This is a genomic window from Kitasatospora sp. NPDC002522 (assembly GCF_053595195.1).
In genome coordinates, this window is sequence record NZ_JBSFXE010000017.1 from 100,802 (window position 1) to 121,685 (window position 20,884).

General features: G+C 72.8%; 20 protein-coding genes and 3 tRNA genes. 16 read left to right on the forward strand and 7 right to left on the reverse strand.

From position 1 onward, the window contains the following. Positions 1 to 39: 39 nt before the first annotated feature. Positions 40 to 447, forward strand: coding sequence for a YciI family protein (locus tag ACWD4U_RS17005; RefSeq protein ID WP_363456697.1), 408 nt, complete (start codon positions 40 to 42; stop codon positions 445 to 447). 7 nt (positions 448 to 454) lie between these two features. Continuing rightward, positions 455 to 1,594 (forward strand): RNA polymerase sigma factor, encoded by a 1,140-nt coding sequence (locus tag ACWD4U_RS17010; RefSeq protein ID WP_363456695.1) that lies wholly within the window; start codon positions 455 to 457, stop codon positions 1,592 to 1,594. Positions 1,595 to 1,654: 60 nt separating this feature from the next. Here the strand turns inward: ACWD4U_RS17010 and ACWD4U_RS17015 are convergent, their stop codons facing one another. Further along, positions 1,655 to 3,985 carry a DEAD/DEAH box helicase gene (locus ACWD4U_RS17015; protein WP_363456692.1) on the reverse strand — a complete coding sequence of 777 codons (2,331 nt, stop codon included), beginning with the start codon at positions 3,983 to 3,985 and terminating at the stop codon, positions 1,655 to 1,657. Between the two features lie 202 nt (positions 3,986 to 4,187). Between ACWD4U_RS17015 and ACWD4U_RS17020 the strand changes: the two genes are divergently transcribed. Continuing rightward, the gene (locus ACWD4U_RS17020; protein ID WP_363456689.1) at positions 4,188 to 4,790 is read left to right on the forward strand and encodes a hypothetical protein; all 603 of its coding nucleotides are present in this window, start codon (positions 4,188 to 4,190) and stop codon (positions 4,788 to 4,790) included. Positions 4,791 to 4,832: 42 nt separating this feature from the next. On the opposite strand, the gene crcB is transcribed toward ACWD4U_RS17020, so the two are convergent. Beyond that, entirely contained in the window at positions 4,833 to 5,192 is a 360-nt protein-coding gene (gene crcB / locus ACWD4U_RS17025; protein WP_363456686.1) for a fluoride efflux transporter CrcB, read from the reverse strand. Next, positions 5,189 to 5,635 (reverse strand): FluC/FEX family fluoride channel, encoded by a 447-nt coding sequence (locus tag ACWD4U_RS17030; RefSeq protein WP_363456683.1) that lies wholly within the window; start codon positions 5,633 to 5,635, stop codon positions 5,189 to 5,191. Before ACWD4U_RS17030 ends, crcB begins: the two co-directional genes overlap by 4 nt. 103 nt (positions 5,636 to 5,738) lie before the next feature. Between ACWD4U_RS17030 and ACWD4U_RS17035 the strand changes: the two genes are divergently transcribed. From ACWD4U_RS17035 to ACWD4U_RS17055, 5 genes are all read left to right on the forward strand, one after another. Continuing rightward, complete coding sequence (locus tag ACWD4U_RS17035; protein ID WP_363456811.1) at positions 5,739 to 6,080, forward strand: metallopeptidase family protein; 342 nt, start codon at positions 5,739 to 5,741, stop codon at positions 6,078 to 6,080. A gap of 119 nt (positions 6,081 to 6,199) precedes the next feature. Continuing rightward, positions 6,200 to 6,272, forward strand: a tRNA-Glu gene (locus tag ACWD4U_RS17040). A 42-nt stretch (positions 6,273 to 6,314) separates the two neighbouring features. Beyond that, positions 6,315 to 6,388, forward strand: a tRNA-Asp gene (locus ACWD4U_RS17045). Positions 6,389 to 6,416: 28 nt separating this feature from the next. Next, positions 6,417 to 6,490: transfer RNA gene (locus ACWD4U_RS17050), tRNA-Phe, on the forward strand. Positions 6,491 to 6,633: 143 nt separating this feature from the next. Then, complete coding sequence (locus ACWD4U_RS17055; RefSeq protein ID WP_363456680.1) at positions 6,634 to 7,179, forward strand: Uma2 family endonuclease; 546 nt, start codon at positions 6,634 to 6,636, stop codon at positions 7,177 to 7,179. A 130-nt stretch (positions 7,180 to 7,309) separates the two neighbouring features. Here ACWD4U_RS17055 and ACWD4U_RS17060 read toward each other — a convergent pair whose 3' ends face one another. The 3 genes from ACWD4U_RS17060 to ACWD4U_RS17070 form a co-directional block, all read right to left on the reverse strand. After that, positions 7,310 to 9,937 carry an RICIN domain-containing protein gene (locus tag ACWD4U_RS17060; protein WP_363456677.1) on the reverse strand — a complete coding sequence of 876 codons (2,628 nt, stop codon included), beginning with the start codon at positions 9,935 to 9,937 and terminating at the stop codon, positions 7,310 to 7,312. Positions 9,938 to 10,075: 138 nt separating this feature from the next. Next, a complete protein-coding gene (locus ACWD4U_RS17065) occupies positions 10,076 to 11,452 on the reverse strand; it encodes a serine hydrolase domain-containing protein (RefSeq protein ID WP_363456675.1) in 1,377 nt (458 codons plus the stop codon). A 161-nt stretch (positions 11,453 to 11,613) separates the two neighbouring features. Continuing rightward, entirely contained in the window at positions 11,614 to 12,162 is a 549-nt protein-coding gene (locus tag ACWD4U_RS17070; RefSeq protein WP_363456672.1) for a TetR-like C-terminal domain-containing protein, read from the reverse strand. Positions 12,163 to 12,446: 284 nt separating this feature from the next. Between ACWD4U_RS17070 and ACWD4U_RS17075 the strand changes: the two genes are divergently transcribed. Together ACWD4U_RS17075 and ACWD4U_RS17080 are read left to right on the forward strand one after the other, a co-directional pair. Next, entirely contained in the window at positions 12,447 to 13,832 is a 1,386-nt protein-coding gene (locus tag ACWD4U_RS17075) for an MFS transporter (protein ID WP_363456669.1), read from the forward strand. A 63-nt stretch (positions 13,833 to 13,895) separates the two neighbouring features. Then, positions 13,896 to 14,780: a TIGR03620 family F420-dependent LLM class oxidoreductase gene (locus ACWD4U_RS17080; RefSeq protein WP_363456666.1), complete on the forward strand. Its 885-nt coding sequence runs from the start codon at positions 13,896 to 13,898 to the stop codon at positions 14,778 to 14,780. A gap of 43 nt (positions 14,781 to 14,823) precedes the next feature. Here ACWD4U_RS17080 and ACWD4U_RS17085 read toward each other — a convergent pair whose 3' ends face one another. After that, on the reverse strand, positions 14,824 to 15,852 hold the full coding sequence (locus tag ACWD4U_RS17085) for a glycosyltransferase family 2 protein (protein ID WP_363456663.1): 1,029 nt from the start codon (positions 15,850 to 15,852) through the stop codon (positions 14,824 to 14,826). A 450-nt stretch (positions 15,853 to 16,302) separates the two neighbouring features. On the opposite strand from ACWD4U_RS17085, the gene ACWD4U_RS17090 reads away from it, so the two are divergent. The 6 genes from ACWD4U_RS17090 (at position 16,303) to ACWD4U_RS17115 (ending at position 20,860) form a co-directional block, all read left to right on the forward strand. Continuing rightward, positions 16,303 to 16,740, forward strand: coding sequence for a helix-turn-helix domain-containing protein (locus ACWD4U_RS17090; protein WP_363456661.1), 438 nt, complete (start codon positions 16,303 to 16,305; stop codon positions 16,738 to 16,740). Next, positions 16,737 to 17,312 carry a hypothetical protein gene (locus tag ACWD4U_RS17095; RefSeq protein WP_363456658.1) on the forward strand — a complete coding sequence of 192 codons (576 nt, stop codon included), beginning with the start codon at positions 16,737 to 16,739 and terminating at the stop codon, positions 17,310 to 17,312. The genes ACWD4U_RS17090 and ACWD4U_RS17095 overlap by 4 nt, the downstream gene beginning before the upstream one ends. After that, on the forward strand, positions 17,305 to 18,549 hold the full coding sequence (locus tag ACWD4U_RS17100) for an MAB_1171c family putative transporter (RefSeq protein ID WP_363456656.1): 1,245 nt from the start codon (positions 17,305 to 17,307) through the stop codon (positions 18,547 to 18,549). The genes ACWD4U_RS17095 and ACWD4U_RS17100 overlap by 8 nt, the downstream gene beginning before the upstream one ends. Next, positions 18,546 to 19,253: an oxygenase MpaB family protein gene (locus ACWD4U_RS17105; protein ID WP_363456654.1), complete on the forward strand. Its 708-nt coding sequence runs from the start codon at positions 18,546 to 18,548 to the stop codon at positions 19,251 to 19,253. The genes ACWD4U_RS17100 and ACWD4U_RS17105 overlap by 4 nt, the downstream gene beginning before the upstream one ends. Positions 19,254 to 19,350: 97 nt before the next feature. Continuing rightward, a complete protein-coding gene (locus tag ACWD4U_RS17110) occupies positions 19,351 to 19,992 on the forward strand; it encodes a TetR/AcrR family transcriptional regulator (protein ID WP_363456652.1) in 642 nt (213 codons plus the stop codon). A gap of 97 nt (positions 19,993 to 20,089) precedes the next feature. Beyond that, the gene (locus tag ACWD4U_RS17115) at positions 20,090 to 20,860 is read left to right on the forward strand and encodes an alpha/beta fold hydrolase (RefSeq protein ID WP_363456649.1); all 771 of its coding nucleotides are present in this window, start codon (positions 20,090 to 20,092) and stop codon (positions 20,858 to 20,860) included. Positions 20,861 to 20,884 lie beyond the last annotated feature (24 nt).

Here is a 20,884-nt window from a genome sequence, read left to right on the forward strand (position 1 = left end):
AGGCGACCACAATGGGTCGCACCGCACCGAGGAGAGACCATGGCCAAGTACCTGCTGCTGAAGCACTACCGCGGCGCCCCGGCCCCGGCCGGCTTCGTGCCGATGGACCAGTGGACGCCGGCGGAGATCTCCGCGCACGTCCAGTACATGCGTGACTTCGCGGCCAAGCTGGAGCAGACCGGAGAGTTCGTCGACGCCCAGGCGCTCGCCCCGGAGGGCACCTGGGTCCAGTTCGACGGCGAGGGCCGCCCGCCGGTCACCGACGGGCCGTTCGCCGAGACCAAGGACCTGATCGCCGGCTGGATGGTGATCGACGTCGACAGCTACCAGCGCGCCCTCGACCTCGCCGCCGAGCTCTCCGCCGCGCCCGGGAAGGACGGCAAGCCGATCCACGAGTGGCTGGAGCTGCGCCCGTTCATGTCCGAGCACCCCGGCGTCACGGAGTAGCCCCACCATGGACGAGGCCCTGCTGCGGAGCCTCACCCCGGGCGTGCTCGCCGTCCTCGTCCGCCGCGGAGCCGACTTCGCGGCGGCCGAGGACGCCGTCCAGGACGCCCTGGTCGAGGCGGTCCGGGTGTGGCCCGCCGACCCGCCGCGCGACCCCAAGGGCTGGCTGGTCACGGTGGCCTGGCGCAAGTTCCTGGACGCGGCCCGCTCGGACACCGCCCGCCGCCGGCGCGAGGACCTGGTCGACGAGCAGCCGCTCCCCGGGCCGGTGTCCTCGGTGGACGACACGCTCTGGCTGTACTTCCTGTGCGCCCACCCGTCGCTGACCCCGCCCGCCGCGGTCGCTCTCACCCTGCGCGCGGCGGGCGGACTGACCACGCGTCAGATCGCCGCCGCGTACCTGGTCCCGGAGGCGACCATGGCGCAGCGGATCAGCCGGGCCAAGCGGACGGTCTCGGCGGCGCGCTTCGACCGGCCCGGGGACGTCGCCACCGTGCTGCGGGTGCTCTACCTGGTCTTCAACGAGGGCTACTCCGGGGACGTCGACCTGTCCGCCGAGGCGATCCGGCTGACCCGGCAGCTGGCCGGCGCGATCGACCACCCCGAGGTGGCGGGCCTGCTCGCCCTGATGCTGCTGCACCACGCCCGCCGGGCCTCCCGCACGGCGTCCGACGGCGCGCTGGTGCCGCTCGCCGAGCAGGACCGGACCCGCTGGGACACCGGCATGATCGCCGAGGGCGTCGCCGTCCTGCAGGCGGCCCTCGCCCGGGACCGGCTCGGCCAGTACCAGTGCCAGGCCGCGATCGCCGCGCTGCACGCGGACGCGTTCGCCGCCGAGGAGACCGACTGGGTGCAGATCGTCGAGTGGTACGACGAGCTGGGCCGGTTCACCGACAGCCCGGTGGTCCGGCTCAACCGCGCGGTCGCGGTCGGCGAGGCCGACGGGCCGCAGGCCGGACTGGCCGCCCTCGACGCCCTCGACGACTCGCTGCCCCGGCACACCGCCGCAGCCGCCTACCTGCACGAACGCGCCGGCGACCGGGGCACCGCCGCCCGGCTGTACGCGGAGGCCGCCCACCGTGCGCCCAACCTCGCCGAACGCGACTACCTGACCCGCCAGGCCGCCCGGCTGCACTCCGCCGGGTAACGCGGACGGGCCCGCCCCACCGAAGTGGAGCGGGCCCGTCGGGCGTGCTGTGACGAGGTGTCAGTTCTTCCAGCGCGGCTTGCGCTCGCCACCGTTGAAGCCACCGCGGTCGCCGCGGTCGTCACGGTTGAAGCCACCGCGGTCGTCACGGTTGCCGCCGAAGGAACGGCCACCGCGGTCGTCACGGTTGAAGCCACCCTGCGGACGCCCACCCGTGCGGTGGTCGTCGCGGCGCACGAACGGACGGCCGGCGCCGCGCTCGCCGCGGTCGTCACGGTTGCCGAAGGACGGACGGTCCGAGAAGGAACGCGCCGGACGGTCACCGAAGGAGCGGCTGCCGCGGTCGTCACGGTTGAAGCCGCCACGCTCACGGTCTCCACCGAAGGAGCGGCCGCCACGGTCGTCACGGTTGAAGCCACCGCGGTCGTCGCGGTTGCCGAACGAGCGGCCACCGCGGTCGTCACGGTTGAAGCCGCCACGCTCACGGTCTCCACCGAAGGAGCGGCCGCCACGGTCGTCACGGTTGAAGCCACCGCGGTCGTCACGGTTCCCGCCGAAGGAGCGGCCACCACGGTCGTCACGGTTGAAGCCGCCACGGTCGTCGCGGTTGCCGAAGGAACGGCCGCCACGGTCGTCACGGTTGCCGAAGGAACGGCCACCGCGGTCGCCACGGTCCTCGCGGTTGAAGCCGCCGCGGTCGCCGCCACGGTCCCGGTCGCGGTCCCGGTTGAACGCCGGGCGCTCGGTGCGGGCCTCGCGGTAGGACGGCGCGCGCTCGTCACGCTGCTCGGCCGCCGGGGCCTCGCCGGTGGTCGGCTCCGCGGCCTCGACGACGGCCTCGGCGGCGACGGTCTCGTCGGCGGCCTCCGGCTCCTCGTCCTCGATGCCCAGGTCGGCACGCTCGCGGGCGGCACGGGCGGCCAGGCGGTCGGCCTCCTCGCGCAGCTCGTTGGCACGGCGCTGGGCGCGCTCCAGCTCGCGGGCGAGCTCGGCGACCTCGCGCTCGGCGGCGCCGGCGATGCCGGCCGCGCTCTCGGCCTGCACCTCGACCAGCGAGCGGGCGCCGGTGATCTTGGCGACCTCGGCGTCGAAGGCGTGGTCGAGGATGTGGCGCGAGGCGTCCACGCCCGCGTCCTCCATCAGGCGGAAGACGCCGCGGCGCTGGTGCGGCAGCACCAGGGTGACGACGGTGCCGGAGCGGCCGGCGCGCGCGGTGCGGCCGGAGCGGTGCAGGTAGTCCTTGTGGTCGCCCGCCGGGTCGACGTTCAGCACCAGGTCGATGCCGTCGACGTGGATGCCGCGGGCGGCGACGTCGGTGGCGACGACCACGTTGAGGTAGCCGTCCTTGAAGTCGCCGAGGACGCGGGTACGGGCGCCCTGGGTCATGCCGCCGTGCAGCGCGTCGGCCTTCACCCCGGCCTCCATCAGCTGCTGGGCGACCCGGTCGGCGCCCATCTGGGTGCGGACGAAGATGATCGTCCGGCCCTTGCGGGCGGCGATGGCGTTGGTGATCGGCGCCTTGTCCTTGGGCTTCACCACGAGGATGTGGTGGGTCATGGTGGTGACCGCGCCGGCCGACGGGTCGACCTCGTGGGTGACCGGGTTCTTCAGGTAGCGCTTGACCAGGGTGTCGATCTCGTTCTCCAGGGTGGCGGAGAACAGCAGGCGCTGGCCGCCGGCCGGCACCAGGTCGAGGATCTCGGTGACCTCGGGCAGGAAGCCCATGTCGGCCATCTGGTCGGCCTCGTCCAGGACGGCGATCTCGACGTCGTCCATCTTGGCGGAGCCGCGGTTGATCAGGTCGCGCAGGCGGCCCGGGGTCGCCACCAGGACGTCCACACCGCGCTCCAGCGCGTAGATCTGGTTGGACATCGAGGTGCCGCCGCAGACCACCTTGAGGCGCAGGCCGAGAACCGAGCCGAACGGCTCCAGCGCGTCGGCGACCTGCATGGCCAGCTCGCGGGTCGGGACCAGGATCAGGCCGCGCGGGTGCTTGGCCCGGGTGCGGTCACCGCCGGCCAGGCGGGTGAGCAGCGGCAGGCCGAAGCTCAGGGTCTTGCCGGAGCCGGTGCGGCCACGGCCCAGGACGTCCTTGCCGGCCAGCGCGTCCGGGATGGTCGCGGCCTGGATCGGGAACGGGGTGGTGACCTCGCGCTTGGCGAGGGCGCGGACGACCTCGTCCGGCAGGCCCAGGTCACCGAAGGTGAGGGTGGGCTCGGCGGCGGCGGTGTCGGTGTCCGCCTCGCCGTCCGTGTCGGCGTCGGCGTCGGCGTCGGTGAGCTCGGCCAGCTCCGCGTCGAGCGCGTCGGTGTCGAGCGAGGTGTCGAGGGTGTCGGCGGCGTCAGACCCGTTCGCGGGCATGGCGAAGCGGGCGTCGTCAACGAGAGACATGCAAAACCTTCCGGAAGTGGCACGCGCCAAAGTCCGGGGTTCTGTTGAAAACCGCCTCTATGCGGTCAGCCACGGATCGCCGGAACGCGCCAAGGGCGCCCTGAGAGTGTGAGAGGCGCCAGCCAAATAGGATCAAACGAACGATCTACCACCATAGGGGAGCCTGGGGATCAGAGGCAAATGCCCTGGCCAGAGCCCTCGAATGAAGGTTCAGTGCCCGCTGGGCGACTCGCTGGGCGCCGCGCTGCCCGGTCCGCTGGGCGTCGCACTCGGCGCCGCGGAGTGCGAGGGCGCCGGGGAGCTGGGCTGCGGGCTCGACGAGGGGCCCGTCCCGGCGGACTGGCTGGGGGCGGGCGTCCCGGGCCCGGCGCTCGGGGTCCCGGACGGCGCGACGCTGCTGCCGCTCGGCGCGGGCACCACCACGGGCGCGCCGGGCAGCCCGGCCGGCGCCGGGGTGGCACCCGGGGGCTCCGCCCCGACGGCGGGGCTGGTGCCGGGTGACGCACCGTCAATGCTCAACGTCCCGCCGCGTTCCCCGCGCTGGCCGCCCTGGTGGGCGGACGTCCCCTGCCCCGCCTTCGCGCTGGCCGTGCCCGTGCCGGACGGCCGCGCCTCGACCGGCCCGTCCGGGGTCTGCGCCCCCACCGACATGCAGCCGCTCATCCCGAGCGCGGCGAGCGTCGCCAGCACCGCGCCCGTCGTCATCCGTCGACGCGCCGACCCAACCGCCATCACCGAGCCACCTTCCGCACGGCCGACCGTTTTCGGTGCCCAACGCTCGGCGGTGCCGCCGGGACACGGGTGACGCCCCAGCATCCGCCGTCCGGGGGTCGTCAGCCGCGGATCGTCAGCCCCAGATCGCCCGGCCGAGCGCCGCGCCCGCGTACACCGCCGCCAGGCCGCCGCCCAGCGAGGCCGCGACGTTGGCCAGCGCCGCCCCGCGGGAGCCGTTCTCGGCCAGCCGCAGGGTCTCGAACGAGAAGGTCGAGTACGTGGTGAGCGCCCCGCACAGCCCGGTACCGAGCAGCAGCCGGACGTCGGCCGGGGCCTCCGCGACGAGCAGCCCGAGCAGCGCGCAGCCCAGCACGTTGACCGTCAGCGTCCCCCACGGGAAGCCGTACCCGACCCGGGAGTGCACCGCCCGGTCGGTCAGGTAGCGCAGCGGCGCCCCGAGCAGCGCGCCCGTGGCGACCAGCAGCCAGTTCACGCGCCCGCCTTCCGTTCGGCCCGGGCCAGCAGCGCCGCCCGGGTCGCCGAGGCGGCCGTCCACACCGCGCCCAGTGCGGCCAGCAGCGTGCCGCCGAGGTAGAGCAGCGCCTTCCCGGGCAGCCCGTGGTCGAACAGCAGTTGGGCGTCGACCGCGTACGTCGAGAAGGTCGTGAACCCGCCGAGGATGCCGGTCGCCAGGAACGGGCGCAGCAACGGGTGCGGCGGCCACGGCCCCTCGGTGAGCAGCACCAGCAGCACCCCGATCGCCGCGCACCCGACGGCGTTCACCAGCAGCGTCGTCCACGGGAAGGCGTCGGGTGCGGTCCGCCACAGCAGTCCCGCGCCGTAGCGCGCGCACGCCCCGAGCAGCCCGCCGGCCGCCACCACGCCGACCGTCGGGCCCTGCCCGCGCAACAACGGCGGTCTCGGCTCGGTACTCATGTCCCCCAGTCAAACACCCGCCGCAGTCGGCCCTGCCGCCCTCCCCCGCCCGCCGCACCATCTGGCATCCCGTCACCCGACTGCCCACAATGGGCGGGTGGAGATGACCCGGGACGAGTTCGAGGCGCTGGTCTCCGACGCGCTCGACCAGATTCCCCCGCAGCTCGCCGCGATGATGGACAACGTCGCGGTCTTCGTCGAGGACGAACCCGATCCCGCCACCCCCGACCTGCTCGGCCTCTACGAGGGCATCCCGCTCACCGAGCGCGGCGAGTGGTACGCCGGCGTCCTGCCCGACCGGATCATCGTCTACCTCGGCCCGACCCTGCGGTACTGCGACACCGCCGAGGAGGTCGTCGCCGAGGTCCGCACCACGGTGATCCACGAGGTCGCCCACCACTTCGGCTTCGACGACGACGAACTCCACGACCTCGGCTGGTCCTGACACCCCCGCCAGCACCCCGCCGCGCCGACGACCGGAAACCGTTTTGGCGTTCCGCCCGGCATCCCATATGCTTCTCGACGTCCCCGAACGCCGGATACACCGGCCGGAAGGGCCCGCAAGCCCTCATCGTCTAGTGGCCCAGGACGCCGCCCTTTCAAGGCGGTAGCACGGGTTCGAATCCCGTTGGGGGTACGCAGTACCGTAGTAAGGTCCTGTGCGGAGCAATCCACACAAGGTCCCGTGGAGCAGTTGGTTAGCTCGCCACCCTGTCAAGGTGGAGGTCGCGGGTTCAAGTCCCGTCGGGATCGCTCGTCTCGTCAAGAGGCGGCGTAGTACGGCCAGGTAGCTCAGTTGGTACGAGCGTCCGCCTGAAAAGCGGAAGGTCGCCGGTTCGACCCCGGCCCTGGCCACAACGTTTGACCAGCAGAAAGCCCCCGAGCGCATCGCGCTGCGGGGGCTTTTTCATGCCGATAACACTTCGCAGGAGCGCTGTCGGCCCCGGCACCGGACTACTCTGAGGGTGTTGCCCGGCGCACCCCAGGAGACACCGCGCATGAACCCGGAGCACTTCGCACTCCTCGATGAGGCCCGACGGAGCCTGCCCGACGGATTCAAGGTGGAGATCTCGGGCGACACCATCGTCATGATGGTCAGCCCCTCGGGCATCCACCAGCGGAACCTGCTTCTGGTCCGCCGCCAGTTCGACAGGCACGCCCCGGTCGATCTGCTGCCGAGCGAGAACACCGACCTGGTGTCGCCCAACGTCGGCAAGAGCCGCAACCCGGACCTGACGTACCTTCCGAGCAAGGCGCTGGAAACGTCCGACAACCAGGTCCCGTCCGAGTTCGCCGCTGTCGCCGTCGAGCTCGTCTCCCCCTCGAACCCGGAGAACGACTGGGTGGGGAAGGTTCGCGACTACCCGTTGATGGGCATCCCGCTGTACCTGCTGGTCGACGCCAGGCAGAAGACCGTCACCCTGTTCAGTCGGCCCGACGGTACGAGGTACCACCGCCGTGAGGACATCGAGTTCGGCGAGACTCTGCGCATCCCCGAGCCGTTCGACTTCGACCTGATCACGAGCGACCTGCTGCCGTACTGACCCACGCCGGCTTGCGCTACCCGCCACTGGTTGACGCCCTGGCCACCAGGTTTGACCAGCAGTCAGCCCCCGGGCGCACGGCGGCGGGGCCGCAGGCTGGTGTGCCTGCGGCCCCGCTCGGGTTTACGGGTCAGGAGGGGTCGCCGTACTGGAGACCGCGTCCGTTGGTGCCGACGTACACCCGGCCGTAGGTGTCGGGGTCACCGGTGACGATGCGGCTGCCGGCGAAGTTGCCCCACTGGTGCGCGTCGTCGTTGATTCGGACCCAGCTCGCGCCCTGGTCGGTGGAGCGGAAGACGCCGGCGACGCCCTTGACGGTGCCGATCAGGTACAGCGCCTGGTACGAGGTGCCCGGTGCGGCCTTGCCGAAGCCGACGGCGGAGGCGGACTCCACCGAGGACAGCCTGGTGAAGCTGCGGCCGCCGTCGGTGGAGTGCAGCAGGCCCGTGCCGTCGCCGGCGAGCCACAGGTCGCCCGCGATGCCGGGGACGGCGCTGAGCTTGCCGCCCGGCAGGTTGCCGGCGCGGGCGGTGAAGTTCGCGCCGCCGTCGGTGCTGGCGTAGAGGGTGCCGCCCGACAGCGAGTAGAAGGTGGTGGCCGAGGACCGGTCGGCGACGACCACGGCATCCTTGCCCAGGCCGTTGACCCGCGACCAGCTCGCACCCCGGTCGGTGGAGCGGTACGGGGCCTGGCCGGCCTCGGTCCAGACGAAGCTGGATCCGTCCGCCGCGATCGCGATGTGGCCGCTGTCCGCGCTGGGCACCGGCTCGCCCTTGAAGCCGTTCCAGGTGTGGCCGCCGTCGGTGGAGAGGGCGCCGTCCTGCGCACCGCCCCGGCCGACCCGGACCACCAGCGAGGGGCTGGACTGGGCGTAGTCGACGGAAGTGCTGTTGTAGATCGTCGGGTTGACCAGGCGGTTGGTGGGCTCCTTCGTCAGGTCGTCGTACACGAAGCCGCCCTGGTCGCCCAGCGAGGTGATGAGGGCGGCGGCGCCGGGCGGGGAGACCGCGTCGTAGTACGCCGTCTCCTCCAGCCCGCGGGCTCCGATGAACCAGTGGCTGGTGCCGCCGTTGTCGGTCGCGTTGGCGTCCTTGCTGGCCCAGATGCCGTTGCCGGTGCCGTACATCACGTGTCCGGAGTCGAACGGGTCGATGCTCAGAGCGGTCATCCAGTGCCCGATGCCGGTGCCGAGGTACGGGGCGATGGAGGCGTCCCGCACGGACCGGTCGGACTGGGTCTTCCAGGTCGTACCGCCGTCGGTGCTGCGGTAGACCTCGTCCTGCGGCCACCAGCGGTCCAGCGTGGTGACCATCACCGTGGACGGCTTCTGCGGGTCGACGGCCAGACCGGCGAACCCGTAGCCGCCCTGGGACGGCGAGATGTTCTTCCACGCCCCGCCGGAGGTGTTGTACTTCCACACCGAACCCGCCGTCACGTCGTTGGGGCCGGGGTTGTTGGAGTACGTCAGGTACAGCGAGCCGTCACCGGAGCGCACTCCGTGCTGCGGCACCTGGCCGGTGGGCTGGCCGGAGACGGCCTGCCAGCTGTTGCCGCCGTCGGTGGAACGGTACAGGTTGGTGGACCGGTCGGCGACGCCGACGTAGACCGTGTTGCTGCCGGACGGGCCGTACGTCACGAAGGAGATGCCGGTGCCGAAGCTCGCCCCGTCCTTGACCGGGAACGAGGAGACCTGATTCCACGTCACACCGTGGTCGGTGCTGCGCCACAGGCCGTTCTTGCGGGTGCCGAGCAGCAGGTTGTCGTGGTTCGCGGGGTCGATCACCAGGCGCTCGCCGGCCCCGCGGCCGTCCTCGTTGCCGCCCAGCTTGAACGGCAGGTCGGTGCGCTGGAAGGTACGGCCGCGGTCGGTGGAGCGCAGGATCGCGCCGTTGCCGGCCCAGTCGTTGGTGTAGGTGCCCGCCGCGAGGTAGAGCCGGTCCGGGTCGACCGGGTCGGTGGCCAGCGACTCGATGCCCAGCAGGTTCCAGTCCTTCTGGCCGATCCAGTCGGTGAGCGGTGTCCACTGCTCGGCGCCGACGTCCCAGCGGTACGCGCCACCCATGTCGGTGCGCGCGTACAGCAGGCCCTTCTCCTTCTGGTTGAAGACCAGGCCGGTGACGTAACCGCCGCCCGCCACCGGGGCGTTCTGCCAGGTGTACGCCCCGGACCCGGGCTTCGCGCTGCTGTCGGCCACCTTCACCAGCTTCCACTGCTGGTTGGTACCACCCCACCCGGGCCACTGGATGATCTGCGTGCCCCGGTCCGTGGAGTTGCCCATGACGTCCAGGACCTGACCGCTCCTGCGGGAGGTGAAGGTGACGGCGTCGGAGCCGCTCACGTCGTCGATCCGCCACTGCTGGGACGCGGCGGACCGGTCCGTCTGCTGCTCGGCCACGGCCGCCTGGGCGGTCGAGTCGCCGGCGATGCCCAGCACCTTGCCGCTGTTGCGGTTCACCAGCTCGAAGTAGCCGTCCCTGGTGGGCTTCAGTTTCCACTGCTGGTTGGCGGTGTTCTGGTCGGTCCACTGCTGGATCCGGGTGCCCTCGGCGGTGGAGAAGGCGTTGACGTCCATCACCTGGCCGCTGCGGACCGAGAGCAGCCGGTAGTAGGCACCTCCGTCGACCATCGCGGCCTGCGAGTCCTCGTGGGTGAACAGGAGGTACGACGCGCCGGCGAGGGGCACGCTGAGCAGCAGAGCGGTGGCGCTCAGGCGACGGCGGTGACGCCCGCGGCGCCCGCCGTTCGGGGGGTTGCTCATGGGTAGGGGTTCTCCTTGCGGACTGTGCACGAGAGAGGGACCGATCCGGCCACCGGGACTGGCCGGGTCTACCTCCTTGTGGTCACGGGCGCCGCAAAGGTTGCCGCGAGCCGGGGACTTTCCCGGATTGGCGGGGCATCAGTTCCCGTGCGGGCGGCGGAGGAAGAGGCGTCCGGCCAGGTCGATGCCGGTGACGGCGCCGGTGGCGGGGTCGCGGGTGAAGAAGCCGCGTTGGCCCTGGAAGGCGCCGGCGGTGATGAGGTAGTCGTCGTCGCGGCCGGGGAGCAGGGCGAAGGGGAAGGGCGGGTAGTCGGCGGGGAGTTCCTTCGCGGAGGCGGCCCGGAGTTCCGGCTTGATGAGCACCTCGAGTTCCAGGCCGGTGTCGTCGGCGCGGACGGCGAGGGTCATGGAGTCGGTGTCGTAGTCGCCGAGCAGGTCGGCGGCGCGGGCCGGGTCGTACGGCAGCGGCTCGGGGTCGCGGTCGACGACGCCGAGGTGGTGCTCGAGGGTCCACCGCAGCACCGCCCGGTTGAAGGCGACGCCGCCGGGGCCGCCGTTGGCGAGGACGGCGACCGCGAAGCCGTGCTCGGGGACCATCAGCAGTTCGGCGAACTGCCCGTTGGCGGAGCCGCCGTGGCCGAAGGTGGCGACGCCGTCGATCTCGCGCAGGAACCAGCACAGTCCGAAGGCGTCGCCGAGGGTGCTGCCGCGCAGGGCGACGGTCTGACGCTGCATCGACTGCCGGGTGTCGTCGGGCAGGACGGCGGCGTCGCCGTCCAGGTGGAACCGGGCCCAGCGCAGCAGGTCCGCGGCGCAGGACACCGCGCCGCCGCCGGGGTTGTTGCCGCGGGTGTCCTTCCACTGGCGGGCGACCACGGGGACGCCGTCGGCGTCGGCGTTGTGGCCGACCGCGAAGCGGCGGGTGAGCGCGTCCTCGGCGGTGAACACGGTGCCGCTCAACTCGAGCGGGCCGAGCAGCAGTTCGGCGACGGCGCGCTCGTAGCTCCGGCCGGTGACCTGTTCGATCACCCGGCCGAGCAGGTTGTAGCCGGCCTGGCTGTACGAGGCGCGGTCGCCGGGGCGGCCGATCAGCTCCAGTTCGGGCAGCCGCGCGACGTACCCGGCCAGCGCGTCGTCGCCGTCGCCGGTCTCGACGATCAGGCGTACGCCGAGTCCGGCGGTGTGGTTGAGCAGCCGGCGCACGGTGATCGTGGCGGCGGTCCGCTCGTCCGCGAGGCACAGCTCGGGCACGTACCGGCGCACCGGGGCGTCCAGGTCGACCAGGCCGTCCGCGACCAGCCGCAGCAGCGCCGTCGCGGTGAAGCTCTTGGTGACCGACCCGATCACGAACAGCGTCCGCCCGTCCACCGGCAGCGGGTTCTCCACGCTGGTCACGCCGTGCCCGACGAACACCTCCCGCCCGCCCACCAGGACCCCGACCGCCGCCCCGGGCACCCCGTGCTCCTCGGCGGCGGCCCGGACGAACTCCTGCAGTGCGGTGGCGTCGTACGCCATGGCTTCCCCCTCGTGTCGTCGCGTCTCCTGCTGACGCCGACCACGCTAACGCGCGCGTTGAACTAAGTTCAAGTACTTAGTTCAAGTCCGGACCCCAGGACGCCTTTCTCCGTGACCACCGGTCGCCGCGGCTCCCGCGGGAGAAGAATCGCGCGGCAGTCTCAGGCCGAGACCAGCGGCATCAGGACTTCGTCGACAATCGACCGCAGGTGCGCGTCCGGCACCGTCGGGGCCTGGTGCACCACGTAGTGCACGATCATCGCCGGGCCGACGGTCGCGACCAGTTCGGAGTCCGCGCCGGGCCGCAGTTGCCCGCTGCGCACGCCGCGGGCGAGCACCTCGGCGATGCGGGCGTCACAGGGGTCCATCACGCGCCGGCCGACGACCGTGTGCATCAGACCGCCGGCTCCGGCGGCCTCGCTGCGCACGACCTGGAAGACCGTGCCGTGGGTGAGCGAGATGGCGTCCCGGATGCAGCCGAGCAGGGTCAGCAGGTCGTCCCGGACCGAGCCGCCGAGCCTGAGTTCGGCCGGGTCGGGCAGGACGCTGCCGAGCGCGGCGGCGACCAGTTCGTCGCGGTTGGCCCAGCGGCGGTAGAGCGCGGCCTTGCCGGTACCGGCGGCGGCGGCGACTCCTTCCATGGTCAGGCCCGCGTAGCCGACGGTGCGGAGCTGGTCGAGGGCGGCGTCCAGGACGGCCTTCTCCAGCACCTTTCCACGCCGTCGCGTACCGGAACTCCCGCCCGCTTCACGAGGGTTGACAACGTCCATGCCCGCGACACCTCCGGATCCGTCGCCACGGACAGCCCTCGCCGACAGCCCTTGCGGACCGCCGCCCGAGCTCCCTACAGTGAACGCGACCGTCTACTTTCCAGCTTGAGCTTTCGCATTTTCACCCACGGGGGAGGACTGTGTCCACCACGTCGACGCCTACCGGCAAGACGGGCGCACAACCAGCTTCGAACTCACGACGCAAGCCCGGAATCGCCCTTCTGGTGATCGTCCTGAGCCAGTTCATGGTGGGTCTCGACGCGACCGTCGTGAACATCGCCCTGCCGAAGATCCACGCCGACCTGGGGTTCTCGGCGACCGGTCTGGCCTGGGTCAGCAGCTCGTACACCCTGGCCTTCGGCGGCCTGCTGCTGCTCGGCAGCCGCCTCGGCGACATCCTCGGCCGCCGCCGGGTCTTCATCGCCGGCTTGGTCCTGTTCGGTGTCGCGTCGCTCTTCGCCGGCCTGTCGGACTCCGCCACGATGCTGCTGGTGTGGCGCGTGGTCCAGGGCGTCGGCGCCGCGGCCGCCGCCCCGAACTCGCTGGCCCTGGTGGCGAGCAACTTCGAGGAGGGCCCGGAGCGCAACAAGGCCTTCGGCGCCGTGGCCGGCTCGTACGCCGCCAGCCTCGCGCTCGGCCTGATCGCGGGCGGTCTGCTCACCTCGGAGGCGTCCTGGCGCTGGGTGATGTTCGTCAACGTCCCGTTCGCCGTCCTGGTGCTGGTCCTCGCCCCGCTCCACGTGATCGAGGCCGACCGCAACCCGGGCAGGTTCGACCTCGGCGGCGTCATCCTGTCGGCCGGCTTCATGACCTCCCTGGTCCACGGCCTGCTGCACGCGGCCGAGCACGGCTGGGGCAACGGCACCACCCTGGGGTCGCTGGCCGCCGCCGCGGTGCTGCTGATCGGGTTCCTGCTGGTGGAGAGCCGGGCCGCGCAGCCGCTCCTGCCGCTGCAGCTGTTCACCAGCCGCAACCGGGCGGGCGGCTACGTCAGCCTGGTCGGCCTGGTCGCCACCATGTCGGCGATGAACTTCTTCGTCAGCCAGTACCTGCAGGACGGCCTGGCGTTCAGCCCGATGACGGCCGGCTTCGCCTTCCTGCCGATGGCCGCGGCGATCCTGGCCTCCGGCGGCCAGGCCGCCAAGCTGCTCGGCAAGGTCGGCGCCAAGCCGCTCATCCTGGTCGGCTCGCTGCTGATCGGCGGCGGCATGGTGTGGATGTCGCTGGTCTCGGACTCCACCACCTACCTGACCGGTGTGCTCGGCCCGATCCTGCTGTTCGGCATCGGCGCCGGCCTGGCGTTCACCGCGCTGTCGGCCACCATCCTGGGCGACGTCTCCGGCGAGCACGCCGGCTCCGCGGCGGGCGTCCTGGAGGTCATGCAGTGGATCGGCTTCACCCTGGGCATCAGCGTGCTGATCACGATCTTCGGTTCGGCCGGCCGTGACGCCGCCGCCAAGGTCCCGGGCGACGCCAAGCACGCGCTGGTGGAGGGCCTGGGCGCCGCGTTCACCGCGTCGCTGGCCTTCGTGGCCGTCGCGATCGTGGTCGCGATGCTGGCCGTCAAGCCGGCCGCGGCGCCCGCCGGCCCGGTCCGCCAGGACCCTTGAGCGCCGGCTCACGGACGACTCACGGCCGGCTCCGACTTCCCGCTCCGGAAAGCGACGTGACGCATGATCAACCCCACACTGGGCACCGGGAACCTCGGCCTGTGGACGAACCAGTTCGATGCGCTGCCGATCGCGCAGGCCGTCGAGGCGACCCGCGAGATCGAGGACCTCGGCTACTCCGCGCTGTGGCTGGGCGAACTGTCCGGCCGTGAGGCGATGACCCAGGCCGCCCTGCTGCTGGGGGCCACCGACCGGCTGACCCTGGCGACCGGCGTGGCCAACGTCTACGGCCGCGACCCGGTGACCATGGCCCAGGCCCAGCGCACCCTGCTGGAGGCCTTCGGCGACCGCTTCGTGCTCGGCCTCGGCATCAGCCACCCGTGGTTCGTCGAGCAGGTCCGGGGCCTCGCCTTCGGGCCCCGGGTGCCCACCATGCGCGCCTACCTGGACACGATGGACGGCTCCCGGTTCGGCCCGCCCGGCGCGCCCGAGCGCGGCCCCCGGGTGATCGGCGCGGTCGGCGCGAAGATGCTCGCGCTGGCCGCCGAGCGTGCCGACGGCGCGCTGCCGTTCGGCGTTCCGGTCGAGCACACCGCACGCACCCGCGCCCTGATGGGGCCGAAGCCCTTCCTCGGCGTCATCCAGGCCGTGCTGCTCGGCCCGGACAACGCCCGGACCCGCCGGCAGGCCCGCACCTACGTGGCGGAGTCGCTGCCGAACCGGGCCGACATGCTGCGCGAGCTCGGCTACTCGGTCGACCTGGCCGGGCCGGGCGCCGACCGGCTGGTGCGGGCCATGGTCGCCTGGGGCGACCGGGACGCCATCGCCGGGCGGGTCCGGGAACAGCTGGCGGCGGGGGCCGACCACGTGTCCCTGTCCGTGATCGGCACCCCGCCCGACGTACTGCCGCGGCGGCAGTGGCGCGAGCTGGCCGGCCTGCTCGACTGACCGGCCCGCTCAGTGCGGGCCCAGGCCGACCGGGCGGGGGAGATCAGCCCCGCAGCTTCTTGCGCGCGTTGCGCACCGCCCGGTGCGCCCGCTGGACCAGGGACAGGGTGCGCAGCCGGTTGGCCACGGTGAGGCGGTACTTGAGGCGCAGGAAGCGCGGGAGGGCGGCGACCCGGTCGGGGCCGATCGCGCTGAGCAGGCGGGTGACGTGCCGCTGGTAGGCGTGCCGGTAGACCCGGTCGCCGTCGGGGACGGTCCAGAAGAACATCGGGAGCTCTTCGACCAGGGTGTTGTGGTCGTAGGCGCGCAGGTGCTCGCGGAAGACCGGCTCGGGGCGGTCGAGGAGCCAGCCGCGGACGAGTTCGATGGAGCGGACCCGGTCGGCGAGGCCGCGCGGGTCGGTGCGGCGCTGGGTGATCGACTGGTCGCCGTCCTCGCGGATGCGCCAGTGGTAGATCGGCTCGGCGAGCACGTCGACCCGCTCGGCGAGGAAGTGGTGCGGGACGCTGACCGGGGCGTCCTCGTAGAGCATGCCCTCGGGGTAGTCGAGGCCGGCCGCGGCGTAGAAGGAGCGGCGGTAGACCTTGTTCCACGCGGTGCGGTCGGTGACCAGGGCGGGCAGTTCGCTGATGTGGGTGCGCAGCCGGGTCTCGGCGAACGGGCGGCGGTGCACGTGCGAGGGCTCGAAGCCGGTGGAGCGCAGGCGCAGGGCGTTGCCCGCGGCGAAGTCGGAGCCGGTCCGGTCCAGCGTGGTGATCATCAGCTGGTAGGCGTCGGCGGGCAGGGTGTCGTCGCTGTCGACGAAGGCGAGGTACTCGGTACCCTCGGCGAGGTGGCGGACGCCGGTGTTGCGGGCCGCGCCGAGGCCCTGGTTCTCCTGCTGGACCAGTCGGAAGCGCTTGTCCCGCTCGGCGTACCGCTCGGCGATGGCCGCACTGGTGTCGGTGGAGCCGTCGTCGACCAGGACGCACTCGAAGTCCGTGAAGCTCTGGGCGGCGATCGAGTCCAGGCAGTCGGCGAGGTAGCGCTCGACGTTGTACACCGGGACGACGACGGAGAGACGGGGGGCCATCGGCTGCGCGGGCCTTTCGAGCGGGGGCGTCGGTCCGAACGGGTGGGCGGACGCCGGGTGTGGTCGGGACCAGGGTTGCGGGTGCGGACGGCCGGTGGGGAAACGGCGGGTGTCGCGGAGTTGGCGGAGCAGTGGCCACCAGAGGGCGCTCCGGAACAGCCTGACACACAGTGAAACGCGCAGGGCCGCCGAACGGTTCTGGGCGCGCGGGCGCACACCGGGGGAACAGGCGCCGCTGCCCACCCCCGTGGGGCAACGGCGCCCGAGCATCCGATCGCCGATCCTGCCGAGAGTGTCGACGGTGTGTCAACTATCGTGGATTCACGGCCGCCCGTCGAGGGCGCCGACCCGTCGCGCGCCCACGATTTCGGCACGATTTCCCCAACGATCGTGCAGATCGGGACCTTCGAGGGATACGCCCGGGGGTAAGGACGTTCTATGATCCGGCACATGCCCACGGACTCCCCCCGCAGCGAGGTTCCGGACTTCGCCAGCCGCTTCCGGCGCCTGATAGCGGTGATCTATCCCAAGGACCTCGGCCGCCCCTGGCGCGACTCGGAGATCGCCGAGGGCACCGGCCTGAGCGGGACCTACATCGGGAACCTGCGCAAGGGCACCCAGAAGCCCAGCCTGGAGAACGCCGTCCGGATCGCCAAGTTCTTCGGCGTCCCGCTGGACTACTTCTCCGACTCGGAGACCGCCCGCGCCGTGGAGCAGGACCTGCGCAAGATCGAGGCGCTGCGCGACTCCCGGGTGGAGCGGATCGCGATGCGCGCAGCCGGGCTGCCGCCGGAGATGCAGGACGCCGCACTCACTATTGTGGAGCAGTTGCGCCGGGCGGTCGGCCTGCCCTCGGGGCAGCCGGACGACACCGGCCCGGCGACGTGACGGAGCACCAGGAACTGCCGCTGGGACACTGGCGGCAGGCCGAGGGGGTGGACGTGCAGGGGTTGGGGAGCGGGCTGGGGCGGACCCGCCGGCGGATGCGCGCGGTCGCACGCGGGCTTCAACTGCCGCCGCTGAGCACGGTGGAGGAGCTGTGCACGGCGGTCTCCGGCCATCTGGACCGGACCATCCGGGTGGCTCCGCGCCGGATGCGGGTGGGCGAGCCGTCCGGGTTCGTGGAGCGGCTGCCGGACGAGGACGTGATCCACGTCGAGCAGGAGACCTCCGGACTGCACCGGGCGCACATCATCTGCCACGAGCTGGCCCACCTGCTGTGCGGGCACCTGGCCGAGCCGGCCGGCCCGGACGAGGACCCGGCCCGGGTCGAACTGCCCACCATCGACCCGGACATGCTCCGGCTGGTGCTCGGCCGCTCGCACTACGACGACGCCGCCGAGGAGGAGGCCGAGGTGCTGGGCGCCGAGCTGATGCGCGTCCTGGTGCTCGCCCCGGGCGCCGGCACCACCTCGCAGCTCGCCCCGGCGCTGGAGCACCGCAAGGGTCAGCATGTCTGAACTGCCTTTCAACTTCGTCTACCTGGGCATCGGCTGCGCGGCCTGGGTGGTGGCCGGACTGAAGCTCCGAGCCTGGCGGCGCGACCCGTCGTTCGGGCTGCTGGTGGTGGCGCTGGCGATCGCCTCGCCGTCCACCGCCTTCGTCTTGGCCTCCCCTTTGCTGTACCGGGCGATCGGCCACCTCAGCGGCGTCGGCAACCTGGCCACCCTGCTGGTGTACCTGGGCATCGTCGGGTTCTCCGCCGCCACCGTGGTGCTGGCGCTGGTGTGGACCCCGCCCGAGGAGCGGGCCGGCACCGAGATCTGGGCGCCGCTCTCCGACGGGCTGCGCCGCCGGGTGCGCCGCCGCACCGCGGTGTTCGCCGTCCTGGTCCCGGTGCTGGCCGCGCTGTTCCTGGCCGGCGGCCCGTACACCCCGGAGACCCCGCTCACCTTCGACACCACCTTCGCCCCGCGGGCCGCCACCGCGGTCTTCCTGGCGCTCTACCAGGGCCTGTTCGCCTACGCGCTGATCGACATCGGCCGGGTCTGCCTCGGCCACGCCGCCCGGCTCCCCGACGGCTGGCTGCGCCGCGGCATCCGGCTGATCGCGGTCGGCGCGCTCACCGCCTGCGGGTACGTGGCGTGCAAGATCGCCGCGATCGCGCTGGCGTACTTCGGCGTCGGCGGCGCCGAGTGGCTGAGCACCGCGCTCGGCCCGGCCTTCGCCGCGCTCGGCGCGATCGGCATCACCTGCGGCTTCGCCGGTCCGGCGGGCGCCGCCTGGACCCGCCGGCGCAGCGACTTCCGGGCGCTGCGGCCGCTGTGGGACCTGGTCTACCGGGCCGACCGCCGGCTCGCCCTGGAGGGCCCGCCGTCCCCCGCCTGGCTGGAGCGCGCCGCGCTGCGCGACCTCGAGTGGCGCACCACCCGGCGCGGACTGGAGATCCGGGACGGCCAGTTGACGCTCCGTCCGTGGATCGACCCGGCCGCCGTCCGGGCCGCCGAGGCGGTCGCCGACCGGTCCGGGCTCGACCCGCGGGAGCGGGACGCGCTCGTGGTCGCGGCGGCGCTGCGCGCGGCGGTGGCGGCGCTGTCCGCCGGTGCGGTGCCTCGGCCGCGCGAGGAGCAGCAGGTGCTGCCGGGGCTGGACGCCGAGCCGGCCCAGGAGCGCGCCCACCTGGTGCTGGTGGCCGGGTACCTCGACTCGCCGCTGGTGGCCGAGGCGCTGTCCGGTGCGGAGGCCGTGGCCGGGTGAGCGGACAGCCCCACGACCGCGCCCGGCACCGGGACGCCTTCGCCGAGTTGGTGCTGCACCGGGCCCCGCAGCGGGCCCGGGTCGGCCTGACCCTGGGCTTCGTGCGGACCTTCGCCGTCCCGGAGATCGCCGAGGTGCTGGTCGGCACCGGGAAGCTGACCGCCGAGCCGAAGGCCCGGGCGAAGGCCACCGGCGCGGTGATGTTCTCGCTGATCGGCCACGGCGTGGCCAGCCCCGAGGGCAGGCGGCTGGTCGCCGAACTCGCGGCGCTGCACCGCCGCCTACCGGGCGCCGGCGGCGACCTGATGCGCTACGTGCTGGCCTGCTTCACCGTGTACCCGGTCGAGTTCACCGCCCGGCACGGCGGGGTCCGTCCGGCCGAGCGGACCGCCGCCTTCGCCTTCCAGGCCGAGCTCGCCCGGGCCCTGGAGCTGACCCCGCTACCCGGTCCGACGCTGGCTCAGACCCGCTGCTGGATGCGGGAGTTCGAGGACGCCAGGTTCGCCCCGAGCCCGGCGGCCCGGCTGCTCTGGCAGGCCACCTCCGGCCTGCTCGCCACCCGCCTCCCCGGCCCCCTCGCCCGCCACGCGCCGGCCTTCGCCGCCGCCCTCCTCGACGCCCCGCTGCGCCGCGTCCTCGACGTCCCCCGCCCCGCCTGGCCGATCCGCACCGCGGCCGCGGCGGCCTTCCGGCTGATCCGCTGACCTGACGCGTCCTCGGCCGCGGGTCTCGCGGCGCGGCCACCGCAAACGGGTAAACTACACGATGTAGTGCAAGTGCCCGTCACCCCCGGAGGCCCCGATGACCCAGCCCCCGCCCGCCCGCCGCGGCATGCCCGAGAAGCGCCTCGCCATCACCCGCGCCGCCCGCACCGTCTTCGGCCGCGAGGGCTTCACCCGGTGCAGCGTGGACGCCATCGCCGCCGAGGCGGGCGTCTCCAAGCGCACCGTCTACAACCACTTCGCGGACAAGGAGCAGCTCTTCCAGACCGTGATCCTGGAGGGCGCCACCGAGGTCGCCGCCGACCACGCGGCCCTCGCCGACCGGCACTTCCGCAAGATCGTCGACCTGCGCGCCGACCTGACCGACTTCGCCAGCGACCGGGTGGCGGGCCTGACCGGCTTCGCCGAGCACTGGGCCCTGGTGCGCACCATCGAGGCCGAGGCCACCCACATCAACCCGGCCGTCCTGGACGCCTGGCAGGAAGCCGGCCCGCGCGAGTCGTACCGCGAACTCACCCGCTGGATGGCCGAGTTCGCCGACCGCGGGCTGCTGGAGATCGCCGACCCCGGGCAGGCCGCCGGCCACTTCAGCCAGCTCACCTTCATGGCCGTCGCCCAACTCACCTTCTACGGCGCCCTCCCGCTCGACGAGCGCCGCGCCGACGAGCTGACCGCCTCCGGCGTCGACGCCTTCCTGCGGATCTACCGGACCGAAAAGTAAACTGCACGGTGCAGTAGAAAGATTGCACTAACCGGTGTACCTTCGTTCCCGGGTCGATTGTCCGACCCGTCCGTCCGCACCAGAAGGAGCACCTCCCATGGCCACCGTCCCCGCCGGCACCGCGACCGTCTCCTACCGCACCGAGGGCTCCGGGCCGGGCCTGGTCCTGGTGCACGGCACCGGCTTCGGCGCGGAGGGCACCTTCGGCCACCTGGTCGAGCACTTCTCGGCCGATCGCACCGTCGTGCTGCCGGACTTCGCCGGCTCCGGCGAGACCGTGGACGACGGCGGCGAGCTGACCGTCGAGCTGCTCGCCGGGCAGGTCATCGCGGTGATCGAGGCCGAGGGCGGCCCGGTCGACCTGGTCGGCTTCTCGCTCGGCGCGGTGGTCTCCGCCACCGTCGCCGCGCTGCGGCCCGACCTGGTGCGCCGCCTGGTGCTGACCGCCGGCTGGGCCCGTCCCGACGACGTCTACCTGAGCACCCACATGGCCACCTGGGCCGGGCTGCAGGGCGACCCGCTGGCCTTCGGCCGGTTCGGCACCCTGACCGCCTTCAGCCCGGCCTTCCTGAACACCATCGGCGCGGACGCGGTGGCCGGCATCGTCGCCGGCAACCTGCCCTCCGACGGGGCCCTGCGGCACATCGCGCTCAACCGGCGCGCCGACCTGCGCGAGCTGCTGCCGCGGATCACCGCCGAGACCCTGGTGATCGGCTGCACCAAGGACGGCACCGTCCCGTTCGCGCTGACCCGCGAGCTCGCCGACGGCATCGCCGGGGCGCGCTTCGCCGAGGTGGAGAGCGGCCACGTGGTGGTCTACGAGCAGCCGGAGACCTTCGTGAAGCTGGTCCGGGAATTCACCGCCTGACCCGCTGCGGAGTTCCTGACGGTC